This window comes from Chitinophaga varians (assembly GCF_012641275.1).
In the GTDB taxonomy this organism is placed as follows: Bacteria; Bacteroidota; Bacteroidia; order Chitinophagales; family Chitinophagaceae; genus Chitinophaga; species Chitinophaga varians_A.
Map to the genome: position 1 here is coordinate 2162255 of NZ_JABAIA010000002.1, position 21872 is coordinate 2184126.

Genomic DNA, 21872 nt, shown 5'->3' on the forward strand with positions numbered 1-21872 from the left:
AGGTGTTTTGGTGAAAAATGGTATGGGTCAATTGTCCGTATCGTATCGGTCGCCTTTAATCGGTGCGGTTAGAATCATTCCTTGTAGTGCCTTTCTTATGTTTGCTGCCGTTACAGCCTCGGAATCCGTGATGCCTATTACTTTGCGGTTAGGCGAAATCCATACATAATGCGGCAGAAATATGTGGGGGAACAGTTGGAAAGCTGTTGTGTCATAGGGTACAGTAGTAAGGGAGAACGGCTGGCCCCTTTGTTTTTGCCACCGGTGGAAAAAGTTGTTCAGGTGGCGGGCGCTGTCCTGGGTAGAGCGGATGCTATTAACTAACAGAAATTTTACTCGCCCGGCATACTGGGTTTCCAGTGAATCGTTTTTGGGAAACATTCGGATGCAACTTCCGCACCATGTCGCCCAAAAATCGAGGATCACCACCTGCCCGGTAAAATCACTGAGCTTGATAATTTTGTTGTCATTCCAACGGGTAAATGAAATGTCCGGTACAGTATCGCCTACAGATAGCCGATGTGTCACTGTTGGGCGGAGATCCTGAGCAAAAGAATAACGTGCCGGCCAGACGGCGGCCAGCGCGATGAAGAAAATGTACTTCATGCGTGTGTCTATTGTATTATAAAGTGATTTAAAGTAACCGGGAGGCTATCAATCCACTTGGTATATTCCGGTATTCTATTATGTGTGTTAGATTTTGCCACTTTTCCTCCCGGAGTAAGGCAAATTATAGGAAGTAAACAGTATATTTCTTATTTTTAGGTTGACTTTTACTACAAAACTGTTGACTTTTACTACTTTTGGGTAAACCATTAATAATCAACGAAAAATAATTTATATCATGAATATAACAGAAGATACCCCGGCAATTCATCATGGCAGGAACATTCGGATGTTCCGAAAAACTATTGACATGAAACAGGATGTACTTGCAAAGAGGCTTTCGGACCTGGGAGCAAGGCAACAGGATGTTTCCAGGCTCGAACAAATGGAAGTCATCGAGGATGATATTTTGACATTAGTAGCGAAAGCTCTCAATATTGATGTCAGGTTAATAAAGGAGTTTGATGCTGATACTGCAATACGAAATATCTGTGTTGTAAAAGAGAACACATTTACCGATCAGTCCTATTCAATTGGGCAGCAGATAGTGAATGCTGGTGAAAGGATGGTTGATGTTTACGAGCGTCTTGTAGCAAGTGAAAAAGAAAAGTACACAATCCTGAATGATGGGAATACCGAGCTGAAGAAGTTGCACGAAGAGTTGATGCGCAAGTATGATGAGCTTGCAAAGCACAATACACGTCTTGTAGAGAACAACCTTGAGCTTATGAATAAATTGCAAACGCTGTTAGAAAAAATTTCTACCAAATAGTATTTTAATAAATCGATATGGAAAAAGAACTTTTTGATACAACCAAGCCAATGACAGATGGTGTCCGCATACAAATGGCACGAGCCATGCGAAACAAAAACCAGACAGAATTAGGGAATTTGATTGGTGTGAGTAAACAGTTGATTTCAAGACTTGAAAAGAAGGAAAAAGTAGATGATAAGAAAATGGCTGAAATAGCAGAAGCTCTCGGTTTTACGCTGGAGGGGCTTAGGTCGTTATCAAGGGAGTCTATTATGCAGATCAGTTACAATTTCTATGACAATAGTGCGCAGAATGCGACATTTGGAAGTCATTGCACACAAACAGTGAATCACAACTACGGTTATGATCCAAAGCTGGCGGCGGAACATGCGTCTATCTATGAGAAGGTGCTGCAAAAGAATGCTGAGAAGGCTGGTAAAGCAAAAAATACCTCGAAGTAGCATTATTTTATTGATCGACGCATTTGCTAAAGTTTAATTTGCCTAGTATAAAGTCGGTGATTTAGCTCATCAATCTTTCTATGAATTTAGGTTTCGTCGTTAAGTGTGTATGTATTCTGTTTCACCGGCTTTATTATTTTCTTTGTTCCTGAATCGACTTGCTTAGTGCCTGTATAGGCACTCCGATTACAGTTGAAAATTCCTTTAAAATTTTCCCTCGAAATTTTCGCAGATTCTCTCAATAGGCCAGCCTTTGTTGGCGCCATTTTCTATCGATTAATTCAAGTAATCTATTTCTGATTAAGTTTCCTAACTGATCTTAATAACCGAAAACGTTCTGCTCTCATCTAAGCCAGTATAATCCATTGTGCGTAAAAGTCAACTGTAAACCGGTAAAAAGCAAAGATGAAAATTCGGCTTTCAGTCTGAGAACTCCGTGATTTGTGATAAATCGAAATTATGGTTACATCAAAATCACTATCAAAAGCCACGATGAAGGAGGTGGCAATACCTTTTACCCGAGAAAAGGCTATATCCTTTAGTCAACTGATGAAGGTCTGCGTCGATCCTGAACAAGTAAAAGCACTTTATTCTCCTGCACTAAAATTTGTTCAGTACAAAAATCATCAGCTCCTGTTGAGGTGTGCATTTCGGGAGGGCCAGTATCATGTAGGATTTCGTGCAGCAGGCGACGAATTGCGTGCGAATTGTAGTTGCAAAGAGGCGCGACCAGGTGTTTGTGTTCATATCTGCAAAACGGTTGAGGTAATCACCAGTTGGTATGGTGAAAAGTATTTTTCGCAACTGCTGCCGAATTGCCAATTTGATCTAGCTTTTAAATACCAACAGGGATTTGATAAAATAGAGAGCGAGCGAGGTATTCAATTAGTGAAACGAAAAGAGCTTATGACACTCTTCCCTTTCGATAGTCCCGTTTTTCCTATGACGCTGGATGATATACTGACATTGAAAAGACCACCTGAACGAAGGAAGCCTGAACAGGTACAAAAGCGGGACGCAATCGCCTTTCTATTGATGTTGCCGCATTCAGGGAAACAACCTCCTTTTGTTTATTTGGCTTCCGGAAAATCAACAAAGGGAAACGATAAGATCATGTCGTGGACGAAGTTTCTGCATTCCCTTGATGAAAATACAGAGAAGTCTATTAGTGTATTTCAACATGAATTGATAATTAGAAGCAGATTATTACATGAGAAATCGGAAACGTTCGCAAAGGATAATAATTATTGTCATTGGGTCAAGTGGAATAATAGTATGGAGGCAGCATTTAATGAATGGAAAGGAATATTCCCATTATTAAATAATGAAGTGTTCGTTTATGCGTACAGGTACTATGGTTTCCGCGAGTTTAAAAGAAGGCCATCAAAGAGCCGCGCTAGAAAAATTGTTGTTTCTATGGATAAGCCCGAAGTGTACTTTAAAACCACCAATACAAAAGAGACTTGTCAGGTATCTATGGAGATAAAAATAAACGGAAGGCTGATAAAGAACTATGATGTGCAATGTCCATTTCTGTTGCTCCATCAAGGAACTATGTATATGTTCGATAGTTATAGGGATGCTGCGATCGTACAGTGGCTGGCATCAGCGGGTTGTATTACTACTTATAAAGAACATTTTAAAGAGCTAAGAGAATCTCTTTTGAAGCCGCTATCAGAAAAATATACCATCGTTTAGCCTACCTCTCTGATTGGTCAAATGCCCGTCAATCACCATTAAATTATACTCACAAATGCGACCGTTTAATTTATACACTACTCATAATAGCTTATTCCAGAATATACAGCCCGAACTTGTGAGGATCATCACCGGATCGGTTTCCGCAGAATTAATTTATTTATTGGGTTCATCATTATACCAGCGTCGGACGGAAACGATCTTCAACAGTAAGTCGCCTGCATCACATTATACCGGGGATTATTTTTTGCTGGTAGTCATAAGGGATGCTGAAGGCCGGAGAATGGGCGAATGGGAGGATATTTTGGAACAGCGGTGTGGTCATATCGCGAGAACTACCATTATCGTAACAGAGCTGTCTCCCTTTGTAGAAAAATATAGTGACGGCAACATATTTGCAACTTCGGTTTATAGCTCGGGTACTGTTTTCTATGATGCAGGAAATGTGGTGTTGCCAGAATTAAATGAGATAAACATGAAAGTGCCGAGGGATGGTCAAAAGGAATACAAGAAAACTGTTCACCGCGTTAAGGAATTTCTGGCAGGTGCAGACCTGTATATTGCCCGAGAAGAAAGTGAGATGGCTAGTTTCATGATACATCAAGCGTTTGAGCAATGTCTTAAAACGCTGGTGCTGATAGGAAGCGGTTTTGTCGTAGATACGCATAATATTGATCGTTTGCTCAGATATGCCGGGTTAGTGACATGCCGTATGCTCGACCTGTTCCCTGTTGACCAGGCGGACAACAGGAAGCTGCTCGAAACACTACAGAAGGCATATATCGGCGCAAGGTATGCCTATGACTTCAGCCCTCCATTCACCTGTGTAGTGAAGTTGAGGGAAAAAGCCCAATTGGCATTGAGTATACTAATCGAAGCGGGTACATCTGGCCTGCTGGATGCACCTGAAATTCGATAAAATTGTAAATTCGGTTCCCACATGAACAAAGAAGATTATAATATCAAGGAATATTCATTGGTCTATGGTCTGTCAGGGTCACCGAAGAAAATCCTACAAACGGTTTTCGGGGACTATGACCTTGATGGCCTGAAGCACCATTTCGAGTATTGGAAGTATGCGGCATTAGGAAATAATATTAGCCTGTATGATTGTGGCAAAGAGCGCCGAATGCTGATTGGTTTTTGTGAGGATTTGGAGAAAGTACTAGAGGCATTTTACGTACTAAGTAAGCATAAGAAAAAACAATTAGAGCGCATACCTTCCGAACATAAAAAGATATGGAAGAAGTGCAATAAGTGTTCTGTTTTGTCTAAGGATGAAAAGAAAAATCCAGACGCAGTATTAAAACTGTTCTCGAAAAAGTATAAAAGGCTCTATGCAAAGGCTGAACTGGTTGAGATGTTTGAATGTGTCATTACATTGGAAAAAGGTGATCGTGGTCATTTAAATGGAGCAGTTTCTTTCTTTATGTGTGTAGATGCCCTACTGAGCTTGCTTTATTTGTGAAATTTATCTAAGTACAGCCACAAGAAGGATGCAATTTTTTCAGCGTTACTCCATTTTACTACTTCTTCGGTAACGAACTCTGCTGATGGCATAATGCCTCTCTGTTCAAGTAGCTGTAAGAACTTTTCGTCTTCCTTCAACCGCTTCATGATGCGAATTATTCGTTTTGTGAAGCGGTTACTTAATTTTGTGTTTTCACGTATTGTCTTAAAGTTTGTATGAGGCGAAATGTCCACTTTAAAAAATTTTACCAGCACATCTCCCAGCGCATCAGACAATTCCAGGAATCGCATTCTGTTTAACCCACTTAGGTCGTCGTTGGCGCATATACTATAGTCGGTAACTATAAGTACAAATTCTATAAATTCCTCTTTGCTCCCTCTCCACAAAATTGCTCCTTCAGGAAGATCATTATTGTTTATATCCATATCGGGAAAATTTATGGTATACCTACCCGTATACAAAAACTATGCTTATAGCCATCAATCCGATGGTAATTTATCTGAAGTTTATATCCTGCCGAAATTTAATGAAACAGAGGTAAGGGTAAATAGCAGTAAAAAAAATTTCCGATTTGCTGTTTCTAACTTCCTTTTTGCTGTAATCCCAAATTCCTTTTTGCACAGCATTTGCGGTGAATACTATTGTTACATAAAGTTAAAAAACTATTCCCTATGCAGAAACAGCGATATTCAATTTTTGTATCGCTCCATAGCGAAATGGTAAATGAGCTGGAACAGTTGGAGAAAGAAGGACTCAACCCCATTGAATACGCACGCCGTGGAATTGATACAGCAAAAGCAGCTTTGGAGCGTTTAAGGCAGCACGTTATTGACAACGGATTTACCGATGAAGAACACGAAATAGTTTTTTTCAAAGAGGTGAAGCCGCAGTTTATGAGTAAACTCATTTTCTTTCAGAAATTGTATGATCTGGAAGTAAACAGGCCATTGAAAATAGACAGGATAAATGCGGGTAAGTACTTCAGGCGTGAGATCCGCAAGGTGAAAAAGCACTATAAAAAATTCGGTGATCTGTATTCCTATTATAAGTCGGGAGAGACAATGTTGGACAAAGTGTATTTTACCAGAAAGCCGGGTGGTCTATTGTACTCTGGCGATTCTTACTTGATAGTCGATAGCTCTTTTCAAACCTTATATGATAGTACTTTAGCTGAATTTATTGCTGACGAATCATACTGTGAATATCTGTACAGACAGTTAGCTTTGGTTGATACCATCCAGCAAACAATTGGATTCATGGAGAAGCAGCCAAGTAAAGGGCTGCGCTGGACGGGTTCAAAAACGGCTCTTACGGAATTGATATACGCCCTGTATAGTGCGGGTGTTTTGAATGATGGGAACGCCGATGTGAAGGATATAGTGGCTGACCTATCGCAAACCTTTAATATCGACTTAGGCAACTTCTACCGAACATTTCAAGAAATCCGCTTGCGCAAGAAGGATCGGGTGTCTTTTTTAAATCAGTTGATTGACCGACTGGAGGATCGGATGAACTATTGGGATGAAAATCCAAAACAATAATTGACCAGGTGTAGCCATTTCTACCTAACCCTACTAAAAACGAGTGCCGTATATAGTACGGCATTTTTTGTGTCACAAGCTCAAAATCCCACTTCGGCCCGAAGTGGGATTTTTGTTTCCACCTTACCTGTGGATGTATGCGTGTACCATATGTATATATAAGAGGATGGACGCACGCATTCTCTAGTTTCCTAATTTCCGAATGATGGCGTACCACTTCAGTTAATAATGTATGTATGCGTGCATGTGGGCATATATATAAATATACGTATGCGCGCATCAATCGCCTTTTATACGTTGATTCGACCGATGAACTTTCCTTTCCGAAAAATTATTTCAACCACTTCGGTGCATAGTGTGAAAAGCAGGATTTGAAGTGTGCCATTTTTGTACTGCAATAAAACGATGCACTATGATTACATGGACTACTTACCTGTTGTGGCTTGGCTTGCTGCTGGTAATCTACTATGGCGTTGTACATCTTTTCTTTCGCGTAAAAGGTGGTTCTATCCTGAAGAGGAAAAGAAGGGTTGAAGAAAAGAAGGCAGCAGATAGCGTTCTTTTCAAAGAGCCGGACGGAGATGGAGGGGATCAGAATGCCGCGACGATGGCACCAGTTCACTCCCTTGTTGATGAGCTACAAGCCTTCGTCGCTCAGGCGGGAAAAGAGGGCATGGAGAAAGCGGAGCTGCTTACGGGTATCAAGATGCTCCTAAAGAAGTACCCCCGAACAAAAGGGAGTATTTACCAAAACGGTATCACCAATCTGGTCGAAGTTATTGCAGAAAGTCAGTGTGGCATTCATTTGAGTGCGGGTGAATTGAGTGCTTTATGGGATGAATGAACGCCACATTAGAAACACTCGTCAGTACCGTGATGCAGGAAAACCAAGTGCGAGGGGTTGGTACGGAGTGTTTCTTTAAAAATGCGCAGTGAGTGGTCTGCGTTTCGGCCCTGCCGTTACCTGATAGTGTTGAATGGTTCTGTGAAATCGGGTCAGGTAGTGCGCAGGGCCTTTTTATGTCCTTACTTTTTTGATAACAATAAAAGCGAAGTGTGTATGGAAATGAAGTTGATTGATCGCTTTGGAAAGCGGCTGCTGGTTTGTACGGCGCTGACAGCAGTGTCATTAATGATGACGGTTTGTGTGTATGCACAAGACGGTAAAGCTGGTATTCAGGAGGCTAACACAAAAGTGCGCGGGTATTTTGATGTTGGTTGTGATTTGATGTACGCGGTGGGGGCCATTCTTGGCTTGATCGGAGCTATTCGGGTATATCAAAAGTGGAGCAACGGGCATCCCGATACCGGGAGTACTGCTGCCGCTTGGTTCGGGAGCTGTGTATTTCTGGTTATCGTTGCGACCGTCTTGCGTTCGTTTTTCGGCATATAAACAATTACAGGTATGGCAAACAGTGTGTACAAAATCAACAAAGGCGTAAACAAGGCCATAGAGTTCAAAGGCTTGAAGGCTCAGTATATATGGTATCTCGGTGGTGGATTGGTTTTGGCCTTACTCCTGTTTGCCATACTGTATTTAGCCGGTGTTAATTCCTATATCTGCATTGTGTTGGTGGCAGGGCTTACGATTTTTCTGTTCATGCACGTCTATAAGCTCAGTAACAAATATGGTGAGCATGGCATGATGAAGAAGATCGCCAGCAGAGGAATCCCGAAGGTGGTGAAGAGCAGTGGCCGGAGTGTATTTAAGGGCCGACGAAGTTCCGGCAGGAATTAGTCGCGTTTTTTCTGTTGTGGTGGTTAAAATTAATTGTGAAGATGGAAAAGAGGCTGAATGAAATTTTCCCCATAGCTGACATTGAGCATAATTGCATACTCAGCAAACAGGGTGATATAACAATCGCGTTTAGCGTTGACCTGCCGGAAATTTTTACCGGGCATTCGGAAGACTTTGAAACGTGGCATCAGGGCTTGATTAAAGCTATTAAGTTACTTCCGAAGAATACCGTATTTCACAAACAGGATTGGTTTGTAAAGAACCGGTACAAAGGTGAGGTTTCGGAGTCTGACAGTTTTCTAAAAAAACGTAGTCAGGAATACTTCAACAATCGTCCGTTTCTCGATCACCGGTGCTACATTATGATTACGAAACGCTCACCCGCTCGGAAGGGATCTACTTCTTTAATGTCGAACCTCATCAGGCCGAATATCGTCCCGCCTCAAACGCTCAGTGAGGTGGCTTTGCAGGAGTTTGAAGATGTGGCAGGCCAGTTCCAGAAGGTGTTGAGTGATGTAGGAATTGTTCTCAGTAGGTTGAAGGACGATGATTTAAAGAGCCATGACCGGCGCGCCGGACTTGCGGAAAAATACCTTTTTCTCCTGGACAAAGAGGATGAGTTGATGGTGCAGGATATTGAGCTACGGGATCATGTGAAGGTTGGCAATAAACGATGTCAGTTGTTCACTATATCCGGCACCGATAGCCTGCCTTCGTTCTGTGGCTCGCGGATTAACTATGATAAGTATAGCACCGACCGCACGAAGTTCTCTATTGGGTTCGCTTCACACCTCGGTTTGTTGTTACCCTGTAATCACATCTACAATCAGTACATCATCATTGATGATGCGCAGCAAACGTTGAAAAAATTTGAGGGTAAGCGATTGCGCCTGCAATCACTGGCCGCATACAGCCGGGAGAATGCCATCAGTCGCGATGCTGTTAATGACTTCCTGAACGAAGCAATCAGCCAGCAGCGGTTACCTGTAAAGGCGCATTTCAATGTGTTGGCGTGGTCTGAGAGTGCAGACGAGGAAAAGGATATTCGGAACCTTATCACATCCGCGTTAGCGCAAATGGATGCCATAGCGAAGCAGGAGACGATCGGTGCGCCACAGATTTTTTGGAGTGGTATTCCGGGGAACGCAGCCGACTTTCCCGCGAATGATACGTTCGATACGTTCGCCGAACAAGCGTGTTGTTTTTTGAATCTCGAAAGCAACTACCGGTCTGATGATCCAAGAGAGAGCATTCGTTTCTGTGATCGGTTGACTGGTAGGCCGGTGTTTGTCGATCCATACACAGCGCCGCGTATGAAGGGCATCAGCTCAAATATGGGTACGCTTGTGTGTGGTACATCTGGTGGCGGTAAGAGCATGACTGTAAACCACATGCTTAATTCGATGTATGAGCAAGGCGCGCACTGTGTAATTCTCGACATTGGAGGCAGTTACCGGGGGCTGTGCGATCTTGTTGGTGGCTACTATTTCACATATACTGAAACGAACCCCATTCGGTTCAATCCATTCTATATTCCAGATGGGCAGACACTCGATACAGAAAAGAAAGAGAGCTTGAAATCTCTACTGGTCGCCCTTTGGAAGCAAGAAAGTGAATCCTTTAATCGGTCGGAATACGTCGCCCTATCTAACGCACTCACTGGTTACTATAAACATCTAGCCGATGACAGTAACATATTCCCCTGCTTCAATACCTTCTATGAGTATCTGCAAAATTACTTCATCGATGAACTGAAAGTCCATCGCCTGAAGGATCGCGACTTTGATATTGACAACTTTTTGTATGTGTTGCGTCCCTTTTATAAGTCGGGCGAGTTTGACTATTTGCTGAATGCTGAAGGCAAACAAGACCTGCTGAATCAGCGGTTCACAGTTATAGAGATGGACAATATCAAGGAGCATCCCGTCCTCTTCAGTGTCGTGACCCTGATCTGTATGGAGTTGTTCATTTCCAAGGTTCGCAAGCTCGCAGGTATCCGGAAGGTCTTTGTCATCGATGAAGCATGGAAGGCCATCGCGAAGCCATCTATGGCTGAGTTTACGAAGTACGGATTCAAAACATTCAGAAAGTTTAACGGGGTTCCTATTGTGATTACGCAGGAATTGGATGACCTGATTTCCTCGCCGATCATTAAAGATGCCATTATCGCCAATGCGGACGTGAAGATTCTGATGGACATGCGAAAGTTCATGAACAAGTTCGATCAGTTGCAGGCTGCGCTAGGCCTGTCTGAGAAAGCAAAGTCGATTCTGCTGAGTGTCAATAAGGACAACCGCGAGATATTTATGGAGATCGGCGGCCAGGTTGCGAAGGTGTATAAAAATGATCTGTGTCCGCATGAGTATTTCGCATTTACAACGGAAGGAAAGGAACGGGTGAAAGTGTTGGAGTATGCTGAAAGGCTCGGAAGTATGGAGAAAGCAATTGAGCAGATGGTACTGGAGAGAAAATAAATTGTGTAACAGAAAATACCAGTGTGTATGAACAAGTTTTTTGTGGGGTTGGGTCTTTGTATTTGTCTGGTGCTTGCGCCAACGAAAAAGAGCCACGCGATAATATGGGAAGTTGCGCGGCAGGCTTTAATTGCCGCCATAAAGGCGGCTGACCTGGCTGTTCAACGGTTACAGAATAAAACCATTTGGCTACAAAATGCTCAAAAGGAGGTTGAGAACATTCTAACTAAGCTAAAGCTGGATGAAATATCCGACTGGACGAAGAAGCATAAGGAGCAGTACCAGCAATATTTCGATGAGCTGAACAAGGTGAAGCAGGCGATCAGTGGCTATAAGCGTGTGAAGGAGATTATTAATAAGCAGATAGCAATCGTTGATGAGTACAACAAAGCGTTTCAACTGTTCCGGCGAGATAAACACTTCACGCCGCAGGAGATCGATTACATGACGAAAGTGTATACCGGAATTATTGACGAAAGCGTGAAAAACATCGACAATCTATTTCTAGTCATTAACTCGTTCACAACGAAAATGACAGACGGGAAACGGATTGAAATCCTTAACAGTGTTGCTGAAAGTATTGATGTGAACCTGAACGACCTGCGGTCATTCAATAATGAGAATAAAAAACTGGTGTTGCAGCGGGCAAGAGATCAGAAAGATGTGGAGCAAATAAAGTTGATGTACGGAATAAAATAGTTGGTTATGAAAAAAATGCTGTTGTTGTGTTTCGCAATTGTTTCATTCTGTCTTCCGGCTCTTTCACAGAACAATCAGATAAAGCTGTACATACAGCAGATCGCAGCGAATAAGGTTTATTTAGAATACCTGCAAAAAGGGTATAAGATAGCGCGGCAGGGGCTAACGTTCATAGGTAACGTAAAGGATGGGCACTTCAAAATTGATAAGGATTTTTTTCTTTCGCTGGAATCTATCAACCCAAGAATCCGCAACTATTCAAGGATACCTGAGATTGTTAATTATGGGTTGGCGATTTCATCTGATTTCAAGAGTGTATTGAGGGCGATGCGGGAAAGTCAGGTGTTCGCTGGTTCAGAATTGGATTATGTAGGAGGAGTTCGGACAACCCTTCTGACAAACTGCGAAAATATACTGATGGATCTTGTGCCGTTGATAACGCCAGGACAAATGGAGCTAAGCGACGATGAGAGAATTAAGCGGATTGATGCGTTACATGCTGACATGGAGGACTGTTATCTTTTTACAAAGAATTTCTGTACGTCCACCAAAGTACAGGTATTACAACGGCAGCGTGAGTTGAGAGATGTACAAGTCATGAAAAAGGTAACTGATAAAAAGTGATGTTATGAAAAGAGGTGTGTTGCGTTTTGTTGTTATGTGCTGCGTTATGTGCGTTGCGATTTCAATGTCCCCCATTAGAAGCAATGCTCAGGCTAAGGAGCTTGCTCAATTGGCACTGAATATCGAAAAGTTGGCTCAGTTCCGTCAAATATTGTCTGATTTGAAAAAGGGATATGAAATTCTATCTGGGGGGTATAACACAATCAAGAATATCAGTCAGGGAAACTTTCAGCTTCACAAGGTCTTTCTGGATGGGCTGATGGAGGTGAACCCGGCGATAAAGAAGTACAGTCGCGTCGCGGATATTGTAGAGTATCAGATTGCGCTGGTGAAGGAATACAAGAAAGCCTTTCAGTATGCAAAATCCTCGGGCAGCTTTACGATTGCGGAGATTGAATACATGGGCAGGGTTTACGGTCGCTTGTTTGATGCTTCGTTGCAAAATCTGGATGATCTGTTCACGGTGATTACGGCAAGTAATCTGCGCATGTCGGATGAAGAACGGTTGGATGCGATTGATAAAATCCATTCAGAGATGCTGGATAAATTAACCTTCTTACGACATTTCAATAGCTCGAATACCGTCATGGCTGTGCAACGGATGAAAGAGCTGAAGGAGGTAGAACGGATGAAGGCTATGGAGGGAATGAAATAATATTTAAGGATTTCAGAAAACGTGGTGTATGAAAGTGTGGTTAAAATCCTTGTTGGTAGCCTTGGTGCTATTAGGAGTGCCATGTCTATTGCAGGCGGGATCAGGAGGTGTTGCAGATGATATTAAAAGCCTGCATTCTGTTCTTGATGAGTTATATAGTAAGTTAATGCCTCTGTGTAAGGAGTTAGTGAGTGTAGGCAGGGCTATTGCTGGATTTGCTGCATTATGGTATATAGCAGCGAGAGTGTGGGGGCATTTGTCCAGGGCAGAGCCAATTGATTTTTATCCTTTGTTTAGGCCGTTTATTCTCGGTTTTGCGATCCTCATTTTCCCGTCAGTTATTGCACTGATAAATGGGGTGATGCAGCCGACGGTGACTGGTACGGCGAGAATGGTGGATAAGGCGGACGAATCGGTGGCTGCACTGTTAAAGCAGAAGGAAGAGGCAATCAAGAAAACGGACGTTTGGCAAATGTATGTTGGGCCGACCGGTGAGGGAGATAGAGAACGATGGTATAAGTATACCCATGATGGTCAATCCAGCGACGACGAGGGGTTCTTTGCGAGTGTCGGTAATGATATTCGATTCGCGTTCGCGAAAGCATCCTACAATTTTAGAAATGCAATCAAGGAGGTGATCGCGGAAGTGTTACAATTATTGTTCGCAGCAGTGTCACTGTGTATCAATACCATGCGAACGTTTAACCTCATTATCCTTGCGATTTTAGGCCCACTTGTTTTCGGCCTCTCGGTGTTCGACGGATTTCAACATACTATAAAGCATTGGTTGGCCCGATATATAAATGTTTTCCTCTGGTTGCCAATAGCGCAGATTTTCGGTGCCGTGATTGCTACCATTCAGGCCGAAATGCTAAAAATTGATTTGACGCAAATTGGGCAGACTGGTGATACTTTTTTCAGCAGGACAGATTTGGGCTATATGGTATTTCTGATAATCGGCATATATGGTTATACGACTATTCCCAGTATTGCTAACCATATTATGTTCGTCGGCGGCGATGCACTTACCGGTAAGATGACTTCCGCAATGGGCGGAGTTGCAGGTGCTGCCGGCGGGGCTGCGATGGGTGCTGCTGGTATGGCGGGAAAAGCTGCTGGTGCTGCTGCGGATGGTTTCGGACACATGATGTTTGCCGATAATAATTCTGTAGAGGCGGGTTTGAAGAATTTATACAATGCCCCTGACAATATCAAAGAAGGCTACGATTCTGGTAGTACTGGAAAAGGTATTGCAGCCAGTGCGGGACGTGCATTTGGTCATATGGCGAATAAACTGAAAGGAGGCGATACTTCTTGATAGCGACGGTGGTTTGTTGAAGGTTTGAAACGATGTGTTGGACGAAAAAGTGAGTTTGTATGTTTCAAAAAATGAAGAGTATTCAAAGTGCGTTTGCGCATGTGCGGTTGTTCACGTTGGTTATTGTCGTATTAGCTTTTGGTTTGTGTGCATTTACCATTTATAAATCTATGCTACTTGCCTCAAAGACACAAGATAGGATTTACGTTCTTGCCAACGGAAAAGCCATTGAGGCATTTGCGAGCGAAAAGAAAGATAACGTCGCAGTGGAGATGCGGGATCATGTGAAGATGTTCCATTTCTATTTTTTTACGTTAGATCCGGACGAAACGGTGATAAAGAACAACATTGTGCGGGCCTTGTATTTGGCGGATATTTCCGCTAAAAGGCAGTACGAAAACCTAAAGGAAAGTGGATATTATAACAACGTTATTTCTGGCAATATTTCGCAGAAGATTGAAGTAGATAGTATTTCTGTAAATATCGACCAGTACCCATACTACTTCCGTTGTTACGCACGCCAAAGCATAATTCGAGCTACCAGCATTGTTACCCGTAGCCTTACAACGGAGGGGTATATCCGAAATGTGAGCAGGAGTGATAATAATTCGCATGGCTTTTTGATTGAACGGTGGGCTACGTTGGAGAATAAAGATTTGAATACAGTGATACGTTAAACTTTTTTTATGTGGAAATTTTTCAGACGTAAGACAGGGCGCACATCATTGGTTCATGCTGTGTTTGATCGTTACTCAGGCAGAGTAGAAGGTATTCAGCGACGGATTGCGGATTCCTTGAATGCGAAGGTGTCGAGCTGGTCTGCTTTCAGAGTTAAGGTTGTGTTGATAGTATTCATTTTTTGCTACGTTATTGTAACAGCCTTCGTCCTACTATCTGCCGGGAGCAGTACTGACAGCCACTTACGGATTCAACCTATTTATCAGCCCCGAAACGTAATAATACCCGATCATAACGTAAGTAGTGAAAGTCCTGTTTATATGACAAATAGGCTCAGACAGTTCCGGTTATATCTCGACAGTTTGAAAAAGGATGAGGTGGGCCGACGGATTTATGATAGCATTTTGATGAAGAGGCCGGGGTTGATTGACAGTCTTACGCAATTGGAAACATTGGAAAACAGAAAATGATGTTGTATGAAAAATGAGGAAAGTGCAGTAAATGAAAAGCTGCGGAAACAGAAGCAGTTCCTGATGGTGGTTCCCGTTTTGGTGATTCCTTTTATTACTATCCTGCTGTCTTCGTTCGGTGTAGTTGGCGGAGACGGAACGAGGAAAATCGTGGAAATTAAGAAGCAGGGGATCAATACAGATTTACCAGGTGCTAAAGCCGCTGGTGATAGCAGTTGGAATAAGCTCATGTATTATGAAATGGCTGATAAGGATTCTGCTAAAATGCGCACGCTAAAGGAGAAAGACCCTTTTTATAGTTCTCCTGATATGTCCGCTCGCATTTTCAGTGTGGACACTTCTGGTTATACTGGCGATATGGGGATGAAGTACCGGGCGAATAGCTACGGTTACCCGTCCAGAGATGAGAACGAAGAAAAGGTATACCGTAAGATTGCAGCCATCAATGATGAACTAAATCGCAGCTCCGCTAAAGAGCAGCCAGTGCCATCCACTCTTGAAAGTGAGAAGGGCAAAGTGGATATGCAGGGTATAGATCGGTTGGAAGCGATGATGAAGGAAATGAGTGAGGATAAGCCAGATAAGCAGATGGAGCAAATTTCAGGAGTTTTAGAAAAGATACTCGATATACAGCATCCTGACAGGGTGAGGGATCGAGTGCAGGAAATGTCTGAGGCAAACAGGAATCAGGTATTTGCTGTGAAACCTTCGCGGGGTGATGATGTAGTTACCTTGATGGTAGCCGATACTGGAAGAAAGACTTCGTTCCTGGATTCATTGAGGACTGCGCGACAAGGTTTATCTAATCGGTTTTTCTCCCTCGAAGACGATCAGTCCGAGATGAAGCAGAACACTGTTCGTGCGGTGGTTGCAGAATCGAAGGAGGTAATGGATGGCTCTAAGGTTCAGATTCGCCTGTTGGAAGACATTTTTGTTGCAGGTGTTCGTGTACCAAAGAACGCATTTATCTGGGGAAAAGGGAAATTGGCCGATGGCCGGTTTATTATCAACGTTACCTCCATCCAGTATGGGAATAATATCTTGCCTGTGGATCTCAGTGTATACGATATGGATGGGATCATGGGCATAGATGTGAACGCAAACATGGCGACTGAAGTTACCAAGCATACCACCGATCAGGCAATCCAAAGTTTAAGTATAGCGAGCCTTGATCCGAGTATAGGGGCGCAAGCCGCAAGCGCAGGGATTCAGGCGGCGAAGTCTTTAGTAGGCCGCAAGCTGAAGGTGGTTAAGGTTAATATTCGTAGTGGTTACGATGTGTTGCTGGTAGATAACAATGTGAAGAATCGATAATTATAACATACTAAAATAAGAGAATATGAAAAGGTTATGTGTGACTTGGCTTGTGAGCTGTATTCTTTTTGTAACTGCCTTTGGACAAAGAGTTAGTGATCGTCCAGAAGTAAAGGCTGAGAATATTGAGCCATATTATTTAAAGGTGAGCCTCAACAAAACGAGCAACCTTGTATTTCCTTATGAGATAAAAAGTGTTGATCGTGGAAGCGGTGCTATACTCGCCCAAAAAGCGAAGGGAGCGGAAAATGTATTGCAGGTGAAGGCTGCCAGCGTTGATTTTCCAGAAACGAATCTTTCCGTAATTACGGCTGATGGTCGATTGTATTCGTTTCTGCTGAGGTATGCGGAAGAACCCAACATATTAAACCTCCGCTTTTACAAGATGGGTGATGAAGATAGGAATGTGCTGATAAAGGGGGCAGCACACGGTAAGGAGTTTTACGAGTTGTCGAGTTCGGAGGTTCGTGATAATCGTAGCTTTTTACGAAAGCGTGTAACTGAACAGATGATAACCTTATCGCTTGAAAGCATCTACATGCGCGAGAATACTATGTTCTTTAAACTTGCTGTCCGCAATAATTCCTCGATTAATTACACACCGGATTTTATAAAGTTTATCGTAAAAGATAGGAAAAAAGCAAAGAAGACAGCTATACAGGAGAAGGTGCTTACGCCTGTATACGTTACCGATCAAGAGAGTATTACTGGCGATAGTTCAGGTGTTATTGTGCTGGCCTTTCCTTCTTTTACCATTCCAAGAAATCAGGAGCTGCTTATTCAGATTGGTGAAATGAATGGAGGAAGAGCGCTGTTGCTAAGGATTAAGCACAAAGTTCTGCTGAAGGCTCGAAATCTGAATTTGTGAGAGTTGTTTGAAGTAGCTTTTCTGATGGTTTAATTTGGTTTTATGGAAAAGAGAGATCTTGATTTAGAAAGACGGTTGGAATTTGTAAAGAATCAGCTAATCAATATTGGAGCAGAAGACGCACTCACAGATATTTTGGTAGATAAATTGAAAGCGCGGGAACCTTTAATCAAACATGAATACATTAAGGAGTATCCGGATGGTATAGCACATGCGATTTTTCATTTGAAGAAGTCTGCTTCTACGGATGACCACTTCGTGAGCAAAATGAAAATGTCCACGATAATGACGAACACAGATATTAAAAGGTCGGAGGTATTTTATTTTAATCATAGAAAGTATCCACCAAGTGAAAATGTCGGCCTTTGGAACTTTAAGGAGGCATATAACTTTCTTCAAGGTAGACCTATATACAAGCCAAATATTGAAACATGGTGGCGTTTAGTTCCCTATATGCGCGTTGAAGGTGTTTATGCCATGCAGAACATTTCCAAAGAATACGGATTCAATCTTGAAAGAGTCCTTGCCGAGTATGGCCTTGCTAATATTCACAATAAGCCATTTATAATGGATTCATTGCAAAAAGGAAATTTGGAAAAACAAACTTTCACAACTAAAGATGGTAGTCAGCGTGATTTCTATATTTCTCCTGCAATTACATCTCGTAGTCTTGATTTGTTTGATATGAACAGGAAACCAGTTCCAATAAAGGAGCAGGTTTACCTTGGGTTGATTAGCAAGAAGCAAGAAGAAAAAATTCAGAAGCAGGCAGCTCGATTTGAAGTTTATACGGAAAAAATGAAGCAAAAAATGATACAAGATACGGTGCGAAATGAACTTTCTGAAAAACAGCAAATGCATGGAAAAGAAAGTGAACCGATCAAGCAAAAGATATTGGAAAAGATTAAACCGCTGAAAAAACTACTGGGAAAAAGATAATTAGTATAGGACGAATATGCGGTATGGAGGTTCCACCAGCAAAAAAATATTTTATGGAAGGAAATGATAACAATATAACGCAAAAGCATTTTATGCTGATAGGCATGAAGGAAGCCTACGATCCCAATCTCATCGCTAAGATGAAGGAAGGGCATTCGGTTATTGAACACCCCTTTAGGAAAGAGTATCCTGATGGGAAAAGTGATACTGTATTTCATCTGCGAAAATCAGCAACAACCGGTGATTATTTCCTTAATAAGTATACAATGTCAGCCCAGAGGGAAGGTAGTGGTGAAATTCGTACGCATACTTTCTATTTGGATCACAAAAAGAATGAAGATGATGGCCGGAAGATAAAAGACAATTTCACCTATAAGATGGCATATAATTTCCTGCAAGGGCGACCTGTTTATCATTCTAAAAGTGAATCCTGGGAGCGAATTAAACCGAAGGAGAAACTGGAAAATGGGAACTATGCGTCAGAGCGCTTTGATAGAGCGTACGGCTACAATCTGAGTAAGGTTATTGATGAATATTCCGTGGTATATAAATCTTCGTTGAAAGAATCACTTGAACGTGGAAATCTGCAAAAAGAAAAGTTCCTTAATAAAGATGGGAAGCAGGATGAATTGTATGTTTCACCAGCGTTGAGATCAGGCAGCCTCATTCTTTATGATCTGGACAAGAAACCAATTCCACTTGAAAAACAGATACAGATGGGCTATATCAGTGAGGATTTGGGCGAAAAGCTGAAACAGAGGCAACAGGAGCAACAGCAAAAGACAAAAGTGGAAAATAAGGAAACACAGAACCAGTCCGAGAAGCAGGAGGTCGGAAAGAAACAATCTGCGAAGAAAAGCCAGCAGCAAGGCGATGGGGTAACAAAACCTAGAAGAAAAAGCCAAAAACAGGGAGCGGGATGATGGTCTTTGAGAATTATATCGCTGACTTTATGGATATGGTAGGGGAAGATCCGAAGATGGGGCCGACGCACGTTAGCCTAATGCTCGCTATCTTATATTTTTTCTACCGGCAAGGCTGTATTAATCCAGTAATGGTATTTTCCAGCCAACTGCGGGAGCAGGCAAAAATACGATCAGAGCGGGTTTACTACTATTGTATGAAGGATTTGAAAGAATGGGGCTATATAAAATTGAATCCGTCATATAAGCCAGGCGTTGGCAGTCTTGTTACTTTGAGGGAAATAGGCCGGAAGGGGTAGTGTGAAGGAGCAGGCACGTGCCTGCTCCTTTTGCAGTCGAACCACACATGAATAAATTGGAGGCCATGGTAGTTCGGCCCTAATCTTACAAGCCAACTATCCGACTTTCAGATAGCCACGTTTATTGCATTGTATAGGGTCAACAACTACTCCCGGTTGCCATGCTCTGATCGCCATCTTTTAATTGCATGACTAATGGCCCGGATCAATATTATTGATATTAATATTGCGAGTATGCAAAATGAGGCGATGTTGACTGTCCGATATGAACTAATGTTAATTATGCACATGAGTGCGAAAGTAAGTGCCATTAACTTACCGCTGCCCTCAAAATCATCCAAAATTAATAGCCGTAACCTTAGTTTTCTTGCCAAGGTTTCGAGCAGTTTACCTATAATGAGTATTAAGAGTAAGCACCCGGTAATTATAGCTAAGGCCTGCAATACATCTGAACTCATATAAAGAACGGATTAAAAAACATTATTCGCTTCCTTAAAAATCATGGAAAAGACTATTTCATTAAAATTCGGAAAAGCTCTATTAAAAGACTTCTGATTGGCTAATTGGAGGCCAACACCTGCTAGTTTTATAAGCGCTGCATCTGTGTTGAACGCGACTGCAATTTGCTCAATCGTCGCGTCCTTTGGAATGGTTTTCCCTGTTTCTAAAAGGCACAACGATGTTTGGCTAATACCAACTGTATATGAAAATGTTCGTTGATCCATTTTGTAATGCTCTCTAATAATACGTATTGCATGTCCTACTCCCATCCGAATCAATGTTGAGCTGCGTATTCTTTAGGCAGTGTGAGGGTAAAAGTGCTACCACAGTTGAGTTGGCTTTTAACAGTGAGCGTTCCCGTTAGTTGCTCAGCGAACGTTCTGGAAATATGCAAGCCAACGCCAAGGCCCGGTGCATCCTTGTCTAAGCGTACACCTGCCTCAAAAATTGTTTGTAGTTTATCTTCTGGTATTCCTATGCCTTCATCCTTTACAGAAAGTACGCAGTTGCCATCGTTTTCAGTTGCAGAGAGTAAGACGGTTGTACCCCTATGGCTAAATTTGATGGCATTTGATGTAAGGTTGGTAACAATTCGGTTTAGTCGGGTAGGGTCACTGGTTATTTTGTCAGGGGTTTTATCTGATATTGAAAGTTTTAATACTATGTCACGAGCTAAAGCTGCTGGTTTTAAGAATAATATTACAGATTCCATTAATGTAATGGGATCTACTTCTTGAATTACCGGGCTATTGTCGCCGGTGTTTAAGAAGTGAAAGGTGTTTTCCCTTAAATCTTTTATTGCTATACAAACGAGCTGAAGCATTTGGTAGTACTCAACCCAATTTTCAGTAAATGCCGGAAGGGAGAAATTATCCAGTAGATATTCTATCCCATTTAAAGGCGCGCCGAGATCATGGTTGACGGCTTTCATAAAGTCTTTCATTTTACGCAGCTCGATCTGGAGATACTGATTGGTCTTGTTGAGGGATTCTATTTCCCGCTGGTGAGTTTCGTCATTCTGCATCCTATCTTTATGCTCAGCAGGTAGAAGAGGAAAGGTTTGATTCATTAGAATAGAGTTTTTTTAATGTCATTGATGAAATGAGAACGGCTGGGAGTTTGCGCGGGCTGATCTTAAATAAACGAATTTGCTGCACAAAAGGTTTTGACTGATAATCAATGAATAATATAAAAAGTCTACCTTTTTTGATTTTTCGTTTATGGTAAATATACTAAATAAATACATGCCTATAGGCATGTATTTATTGTTCAGGGGTTTGTGATTTTCCGTGTCAAAAGAATGTATGGCAGAACTATCGGCTATTGATCGATATATAATAGATAAGGTAAGGGAGTTTAGAGAGGCAAAGAAGTATAGCCAAGAGCATCTTTCTTTATTAGTTGGTAAGGCAGAGGGGTATATTGGTAATGTCGAAAGCCCTAAGCGCGGGAAACATTATAATACAAAAATGCTTAATGAGTTGGCGAAAGCCCTGGAATGTTCACCCAAAGATTTCTGGCCGGATCAGCCGCTATAAAGTAAAGGTCACCAGTTCGAACTGGCGACCTTTACAATTGTAAATAAGAATAATTGCGATTGTGCAGAATATTAGCGAAAGAATGGTGAGTGATGTTATTTTGACGTTTTTGGGCGTCTGTCAGGCAATTTCTGCTAATTTTCGTAAATCAAACACAAATAAGTTCGAGTTTTGTATGTAAGTACCCCTATTGTGGTGACAGTTTAAACTTAGAAAAAATCGCTAAATTTAAACTGAATTAGTATCATGAAAAAGACCAGATTCACAGAAACACAGATTGTATCTATTTTAAAGCAGCATGAA

24 protein-coding genes are annotated in these 21872 nt (G+C 42.0%); 20 read left to right on the forward strand and 4 right to left on the reverse strand.

Translation table 11 applies throughout. From position 1 onward, the window contains the following. Positions 1–27: 27 nt before the first annotated feature. Positions 28–606 (reverse strand): TlpA family protein disulfide reductase, encoded by a 579-nt coding sequence (locus HGH92_RS23565; protein ID WP_168873184.1) that lies wholly within the window; start codon positions 604–606, stop codon positions 28–30. 238 nt (positions 607–844) lie between these two features. Between HGH92_RS23565 and HGH92_RS23570 the strand changes: the two genes are divergently transcribed. The 5 genes from HGH92_RS23570 (at position 845) to HGH92_RS23590 (ending at position 4987) form a co-directional block, all read left to right on the forward strand. Further along, positions 845–1378, forward strand: coding sequence for a hypothetical protein (locus tag HGH92_RS23570; protein ID WP_168873185.1), 534 nt, complete (start codon positions 845–847; stop codon positions 1376–1378). Positions 1379–1395: 17 nt separating this feature from the next. After that, positions 1396–1821 (forward strand): helix-turn-helix domain-containing protein, encoded by a 426-nt coding sequence (locus tag HGH92_RS23575; protein ID WP_168873186.1) that lies wholly within the window; start codon positions 1396–1398, stop codon positions 1819–1821. Between the two features lie 459 nt (positions 1822–2280). Beyond that, on the forward strand, positions 2281–3519 hold the full coding sequence (locus HGH92_RS23580; RefSeq protein ID WP_168873187.1) for a hypothetical protein: 1239 nt from the start codon (positions 2281–2283) through the stop codon (positions 3517–3519). A gap of 118 nt (positions 3520–3637) precedes the next feature. Beyond that, complete coding sequence (locus tag HGH92_RS34225) at positions 3638–4438, forward strand: HEPN domain-containing protein (RefSeq protein ID WP_168873188.1); 801 nt, start codon at positions 3638–3640, stop codon at positions 4436–4438. Between the two features lie 21 nt (positions 4439–4459). Further along, positions 4460–4987, forward strand: coding sequence for a hypothetical protein (locus HGH92_RS23590; protein ID WP_168873189.1), 528 nt, complete (start codon positions 4460–4462; stop codon positions 4985–4987). Here the strand turns inward: HGH92_RS23590 and HGH92_RS23595 are convergent. After that, a complete protein-coding gene (locus tag HGH92_RS23595; RefSeq protein ID WP_168873190.1) occupies positions 4978–5415 on the reverse strand; it encodes a hypothetical protein in 438 nt (145 codons plus the stop codon). The two genes, HGH92_RS23590 and HGH92_RS23595, sit on opposite strands and share 10 nt — an antisense overlap. Before the next feature lie 246 nt (positions 5416–5661). Here HGH92_RS23595 and HGH92_RS23600 point away from each other — a divergent pair, with 246 nt between their 5' ends. The 14 genes from HGH92_RS23600 (at position 5662) to HGH92_RS23665 (ending at position 19231) form a co-directional block, all read left to right on the forward strand. Continuing rightward, the gene (locus tag HGH92_RS23600; RefSeq protein ID WP_168873191.1) at positions 5662–6531 is read left to right on the forward strand and encodes an RteC domain-containing protein; all 870 of its coding nucleotides are present in this window, start codon (positions 5662–5664) and stop codon (positions 6529–6531) included. A gap of 412 nt (positions 6532–6943) precedes the next feature. Next, complete coding sequence (locus HGH92_RS23605; RefSeq protein ID WP_168873192.1) at positions 6944–7375, forward strand: hypothetical protein; 432 nt, start codon at positions 6944–6946, stop codon at positions 7373–7375. 216 nt (positions 7376–7591) lie between these two features. Then, the gene (locus HGH92_RS23610) at positions 7592–7924 is read left to right on the forward strand and encodes a DUF4134 domain-containing protein (RefSeq protein WP_168873193.1); all 333 of its coding nucleotides are present in this window, start codon (positions 7592–7594) and stop codon (positions 7922–7924) included. Between the two features lie 12 nt (positions 7925–7936). Beyond that, entirely contained in the window at positions 7937–8269 is a 333-nt protein-coding gene (locus tag HGH92_RS23615; RefSeq protein ID WP_168873194.1) for a DUF4133 domain-containing protein, read from the forward strand. A gap of 41 nt (positions 8270–8310) precedes the next feature. Then, a complete protein-coding gene (locus HGH92_RS23620; RefSeq protein ID WP_168873195.1) occupies positions 8311–10743 on the forward strand; it encodes a TraG family conjugative transposon ATPase in 2433 nt (810 codons plus the stop codon). Positions 10744–10770: 27 nt separating this feature from the next. Next, the gene (locus HGH92_RS23625) at positions 10771–11442 is read left to right on the forward strand and encodes a conjugal transfer protein TraI (RefSeq protein ID WP_168873196.1); all 672 of its coding nucleotides are present in this window, start codon (positions 10771–10773) and stop codon (positions 11440–11442) included. A gap of 6 nt (positions 11443–11448) precedes the next feature. Further along, positions 11449–12066, forward strand: a complete 618-nt coding sequence (locus HGH92_RS23630) for a hypothetical protein (protein WP_168873197.1) — start codon at positions 11449–11451, stop codon at positions 12064–12066. 4 nt (positions 12067–12070) lie between these two features. Next, positions 12071–12721, forward strand: a complete 651-nt coding sequence (locus tag HGH92_RS23635) for a TerB family tellurite resistance protein (protein WP_247655003.1) — start codon at positions 12071–12073, stop codon at positions 12719–12721. A 28-nt stretch (positions 12722–12749) separates the two neighbouring features. Then, complete coding sequence (gene traJ, locus HGH92_RS23640; protein ID WP_168873198.1) at positions 12750–14039, forward strand: conjugative transposon protein TraJ; 1290 nt, start codon at positions 12750–12752, stop codon at positions 14037–14039. A 71-nt stretch (positions 14040–14110) separates the two neighbouring features. After that, positions 14111–14716, forward strand: a complete 606-nt coding sequence (gene traK / locus HGH92_RS23645; protein WP_247655004.1) for a conjugative transposon protein TraK — start codon at positions 14111–14113, stop codon at positions 14714–14716. Between the two features lie 477 nt (positions 14717–15193). Beyond that, complete coding sequence (gene traM, locus HGH92_RS23650; protein WP_168873200.1) at positions 15194–16501, forward strand: conjugative transposon protein TraM; 1308 nt, start codon at positions 15194–15196, stop codon at positions 16499–16501. A gap of 25 nt (positions 16502–16526) precedes the next feature. Beyond that, entirely contained in the window at positions 16527–17369 is an 843-nt protein-coding gene (gene traN, locus HGH92_RS23655; RefSeq protein WP_168873201.1) for a conjugative transposon protein TraN, read from the forward strand. Positions 17370–17411: 42 nt separating this feature from the next. After that, complete coding sequence (locus HGH92_RS23660; RefSeq protein WP_168873202.1) at positions 17412–18308, forward strand: hypothetical protein; 897 nt, start codon at positions 17412–17414, stop codon at positions 18306–18308. A gap of 53 nt (positions 18309–18361) precedes the next feature. Then, positions 18362–19231, forward strand: coding sequence for a hypothetical protein (locus HGH92_RS23665; protein WP_168873203.1), 870 nt, complete (start codon positions 18362–18364; stop codon positions 19229–19231). A 769-nt stretch (positions 19232–20000) separates the two neighbouring features. Here HGH92_RS23665 and HGH92_RS23670 read toward each other — a convergent pair. Beyond that, positions 20001–20300 carry a helix-turn-helix domain-containing protein gene (locus HGH92_RS23670; RefSeq protein ID WP_168873204.1) on the reverse strand — a complete coding sequence of 100 codons (300 nt, stop codon included), beginning with the start codon at positions 20298–20300 and terminating at the stop codon, positions 20001–20003. 5 nt (positions 20301–20305) lie between these two features. Continuing rightward, positions 20306–21100 (reverse strand): sensor histidine kinase, encoded by a 795-nt coding sequence (locus HGH92_RS23675; protein WP_168873205.1) that lies wholly within the window; start codon positions 21098–21100, stop codon positions 20306–20308. 235 nt (positions 21101–21335) lie between these two features. Here HGH92_RS23675 and HGH92_RS23680 point away from each other — a divergent pair, with 235 nt between their 5' ends. After that, complete coding sequence (locus HGH92_RS23680; protein WP_168873206.1) at positions 21336–21569, forward strand: helix-turn-helix domain-containing protein; 234 nt, start codon at positions 21336–21338, stop codon at positions 21567–21569. The last annotated feature ends 303 nt before the right edge of the window (positions 21570–21872 follow it).

Excerpts from the sequence above, each read along its gene's own strand:
- HGH92_RS23565 (WP_168873184.1), bottom strand. The coding sequence starts at position 606 with ATGAAGTACATTTTCTTCATCGCGCTGGCCGCCGTCTGGCCGGCACGT.
- HGH92_RS23675 (WP_168873205.1), bottom strand. The coding sequence starts at position 21,100 with ATGAATCAAACCTTTCCTCTTCTACCTGCTGAGCATAAAGATAGGATG.
- HGH92_RS23625 (WP_168873196.1), top strand. The coding sequence starts at position 10,771 with ATGAACAAGTTTTTTGTGGGGTTGGGTCTTTGTATTTGTCTGGTGCTT.
- traM (WP_168873200.1), top strand. The coding sequence starts at position 15,194 with ATGAAAAATGAGGAAAGTGCAGTAAATGAAAAGCTGCGGAAACAGAAG.
- HGH92_RS23595 (WP_168873190.1), bottom strand. The coding sequence starts at position 5,415 with ATGGATATAAACAATAATGATCTTCCTGAAGGAGCAATTTTGTGGAGA.
- traK (WP_247655004.1), top strand. The coding sequence starts at position 14,111 with ATGAAGAGTATTCAAAGTGCGTTTGCGCATGTGCGGTTGTTCACGTTG.
- HGH92_RS23630 (WP_168873197.1), top strand. The coding sequence starts at position 11,449 with ATGAAAAAAATGCTGTTGTTGTGTTTCGCAATTGTTTCATTCTGTCTT.
- HGH92_RS23660 (WP_168873202.1), top strand. The coding sequence starts at position 17,412 with ATGGAAAAGAGAGATCTTGATTTAGAAAGACGGTTGGAATTTGTAAAG.
- HGH92_RS23570 (WP_168873185.1), top strand. The coding sequence starts at position 845 with ATGAATATAACAGAAGATACCCCGGCAATTCATCATGGCAGGAACATT.
- HGH92_RS23635 (WP_247655003.1), top strand. The coding sequence starts at position 12,071 with ATGAAAAGAGGTGTGTTGCGTTTTGTTGTTATGTGCTGCGTTATGTGC.
- HGH92_RS23665 (WP_168873203.1), top strand. The coding sequence starts at position 18,362 with ATGGAAGGAAATGATAACAATATAACGCAAAAGCATTTTATGCTGATA.
- HGH92_RS23610 (WP_168873193.1), top strand. The coding sequence starts at position 7,592 with ATGGAAATGAAGTTGATTGATCGCTTTGGAAAGCGGCTGCTGGTTTGT.
- HGH92_RS23575 (WP_168873186.1), top strand. The coding sequence starts at position 1,396 with ATGGAAAAAGAACTTTTTGATACAACCAAGCCAATGACAGATGGTGTC.
- traN (WP_168873201.1), top strand. The coding sequence starts at position 16,527 with ATGAAAAGGTTATGTGTGACTTGGCTTGTGAGCTGTATTCTTTTTGTA.
- HGH92_RS23600 (WP_168873191.1), top strand. The coding sequence starts at position 5,662 with ATGCAGAAACAGCGATATTCAATTTTTGTATCGCTCCATAGCGAAATG.
- HGH92_RS23580 (WP_168873187.1), top strand. The coding sequence starts at position 2,281 with ATGGTTACATCAAAATCACTATCAAAAGCCACGATGAAGGAGGTGGCA.
- HGH92_RS23615 (WP_168873194.1), top strand. The coding sequence starts at position 7,937 with ATGGCAAACAGTGTGTACAAAATCAACAAAGGCGTAAACAAGGCCATA.
- traJ (WP_168873198.1), top strand. The coding sequence starts at position 12,750 with ATGAAAGTGTGGTTAAAATCCTTGTTGGTAGCCTTGGTGCTATTAGGA.
- HGH92_RS23620 (WP_168873195.1), top strand. The coding sequence starts at position 8,311 with ATGGAAAAGAGGCTGAATGAAATTTTCCCCATAGCTGACATTGAGCAT.
- HGH92_RS23590 (WP_168873189.1), top strand. The coding sequence starts at position 4,460 with ATGAACAAAGAAGATTATAATATCAAGGAATATTCATTGGTCTATGGT.
- HGH92_RS23605 (WP_168873192.1), top strand. The coding sequence starts at position 6,944 with ATGATTACATGGACTACTTACCTGTTGTGGCTTGGCTTGCTGCTGGTA.
- HGH92_RS23680 (WP_168873206.1), top strand. The coding sequence starts at position 21,336 with ATGGCAGAACTATCGGCTATTGATCGATATATAATAGATAAGGTAAGG.
- HGH92_RS23670 (WP_168873204.1), bottom strand. The coding sequence starts at position 20,300 with ATGGGAGTAGGACATGCAATACGTATTATTAGAGAGCATTACAAAATG.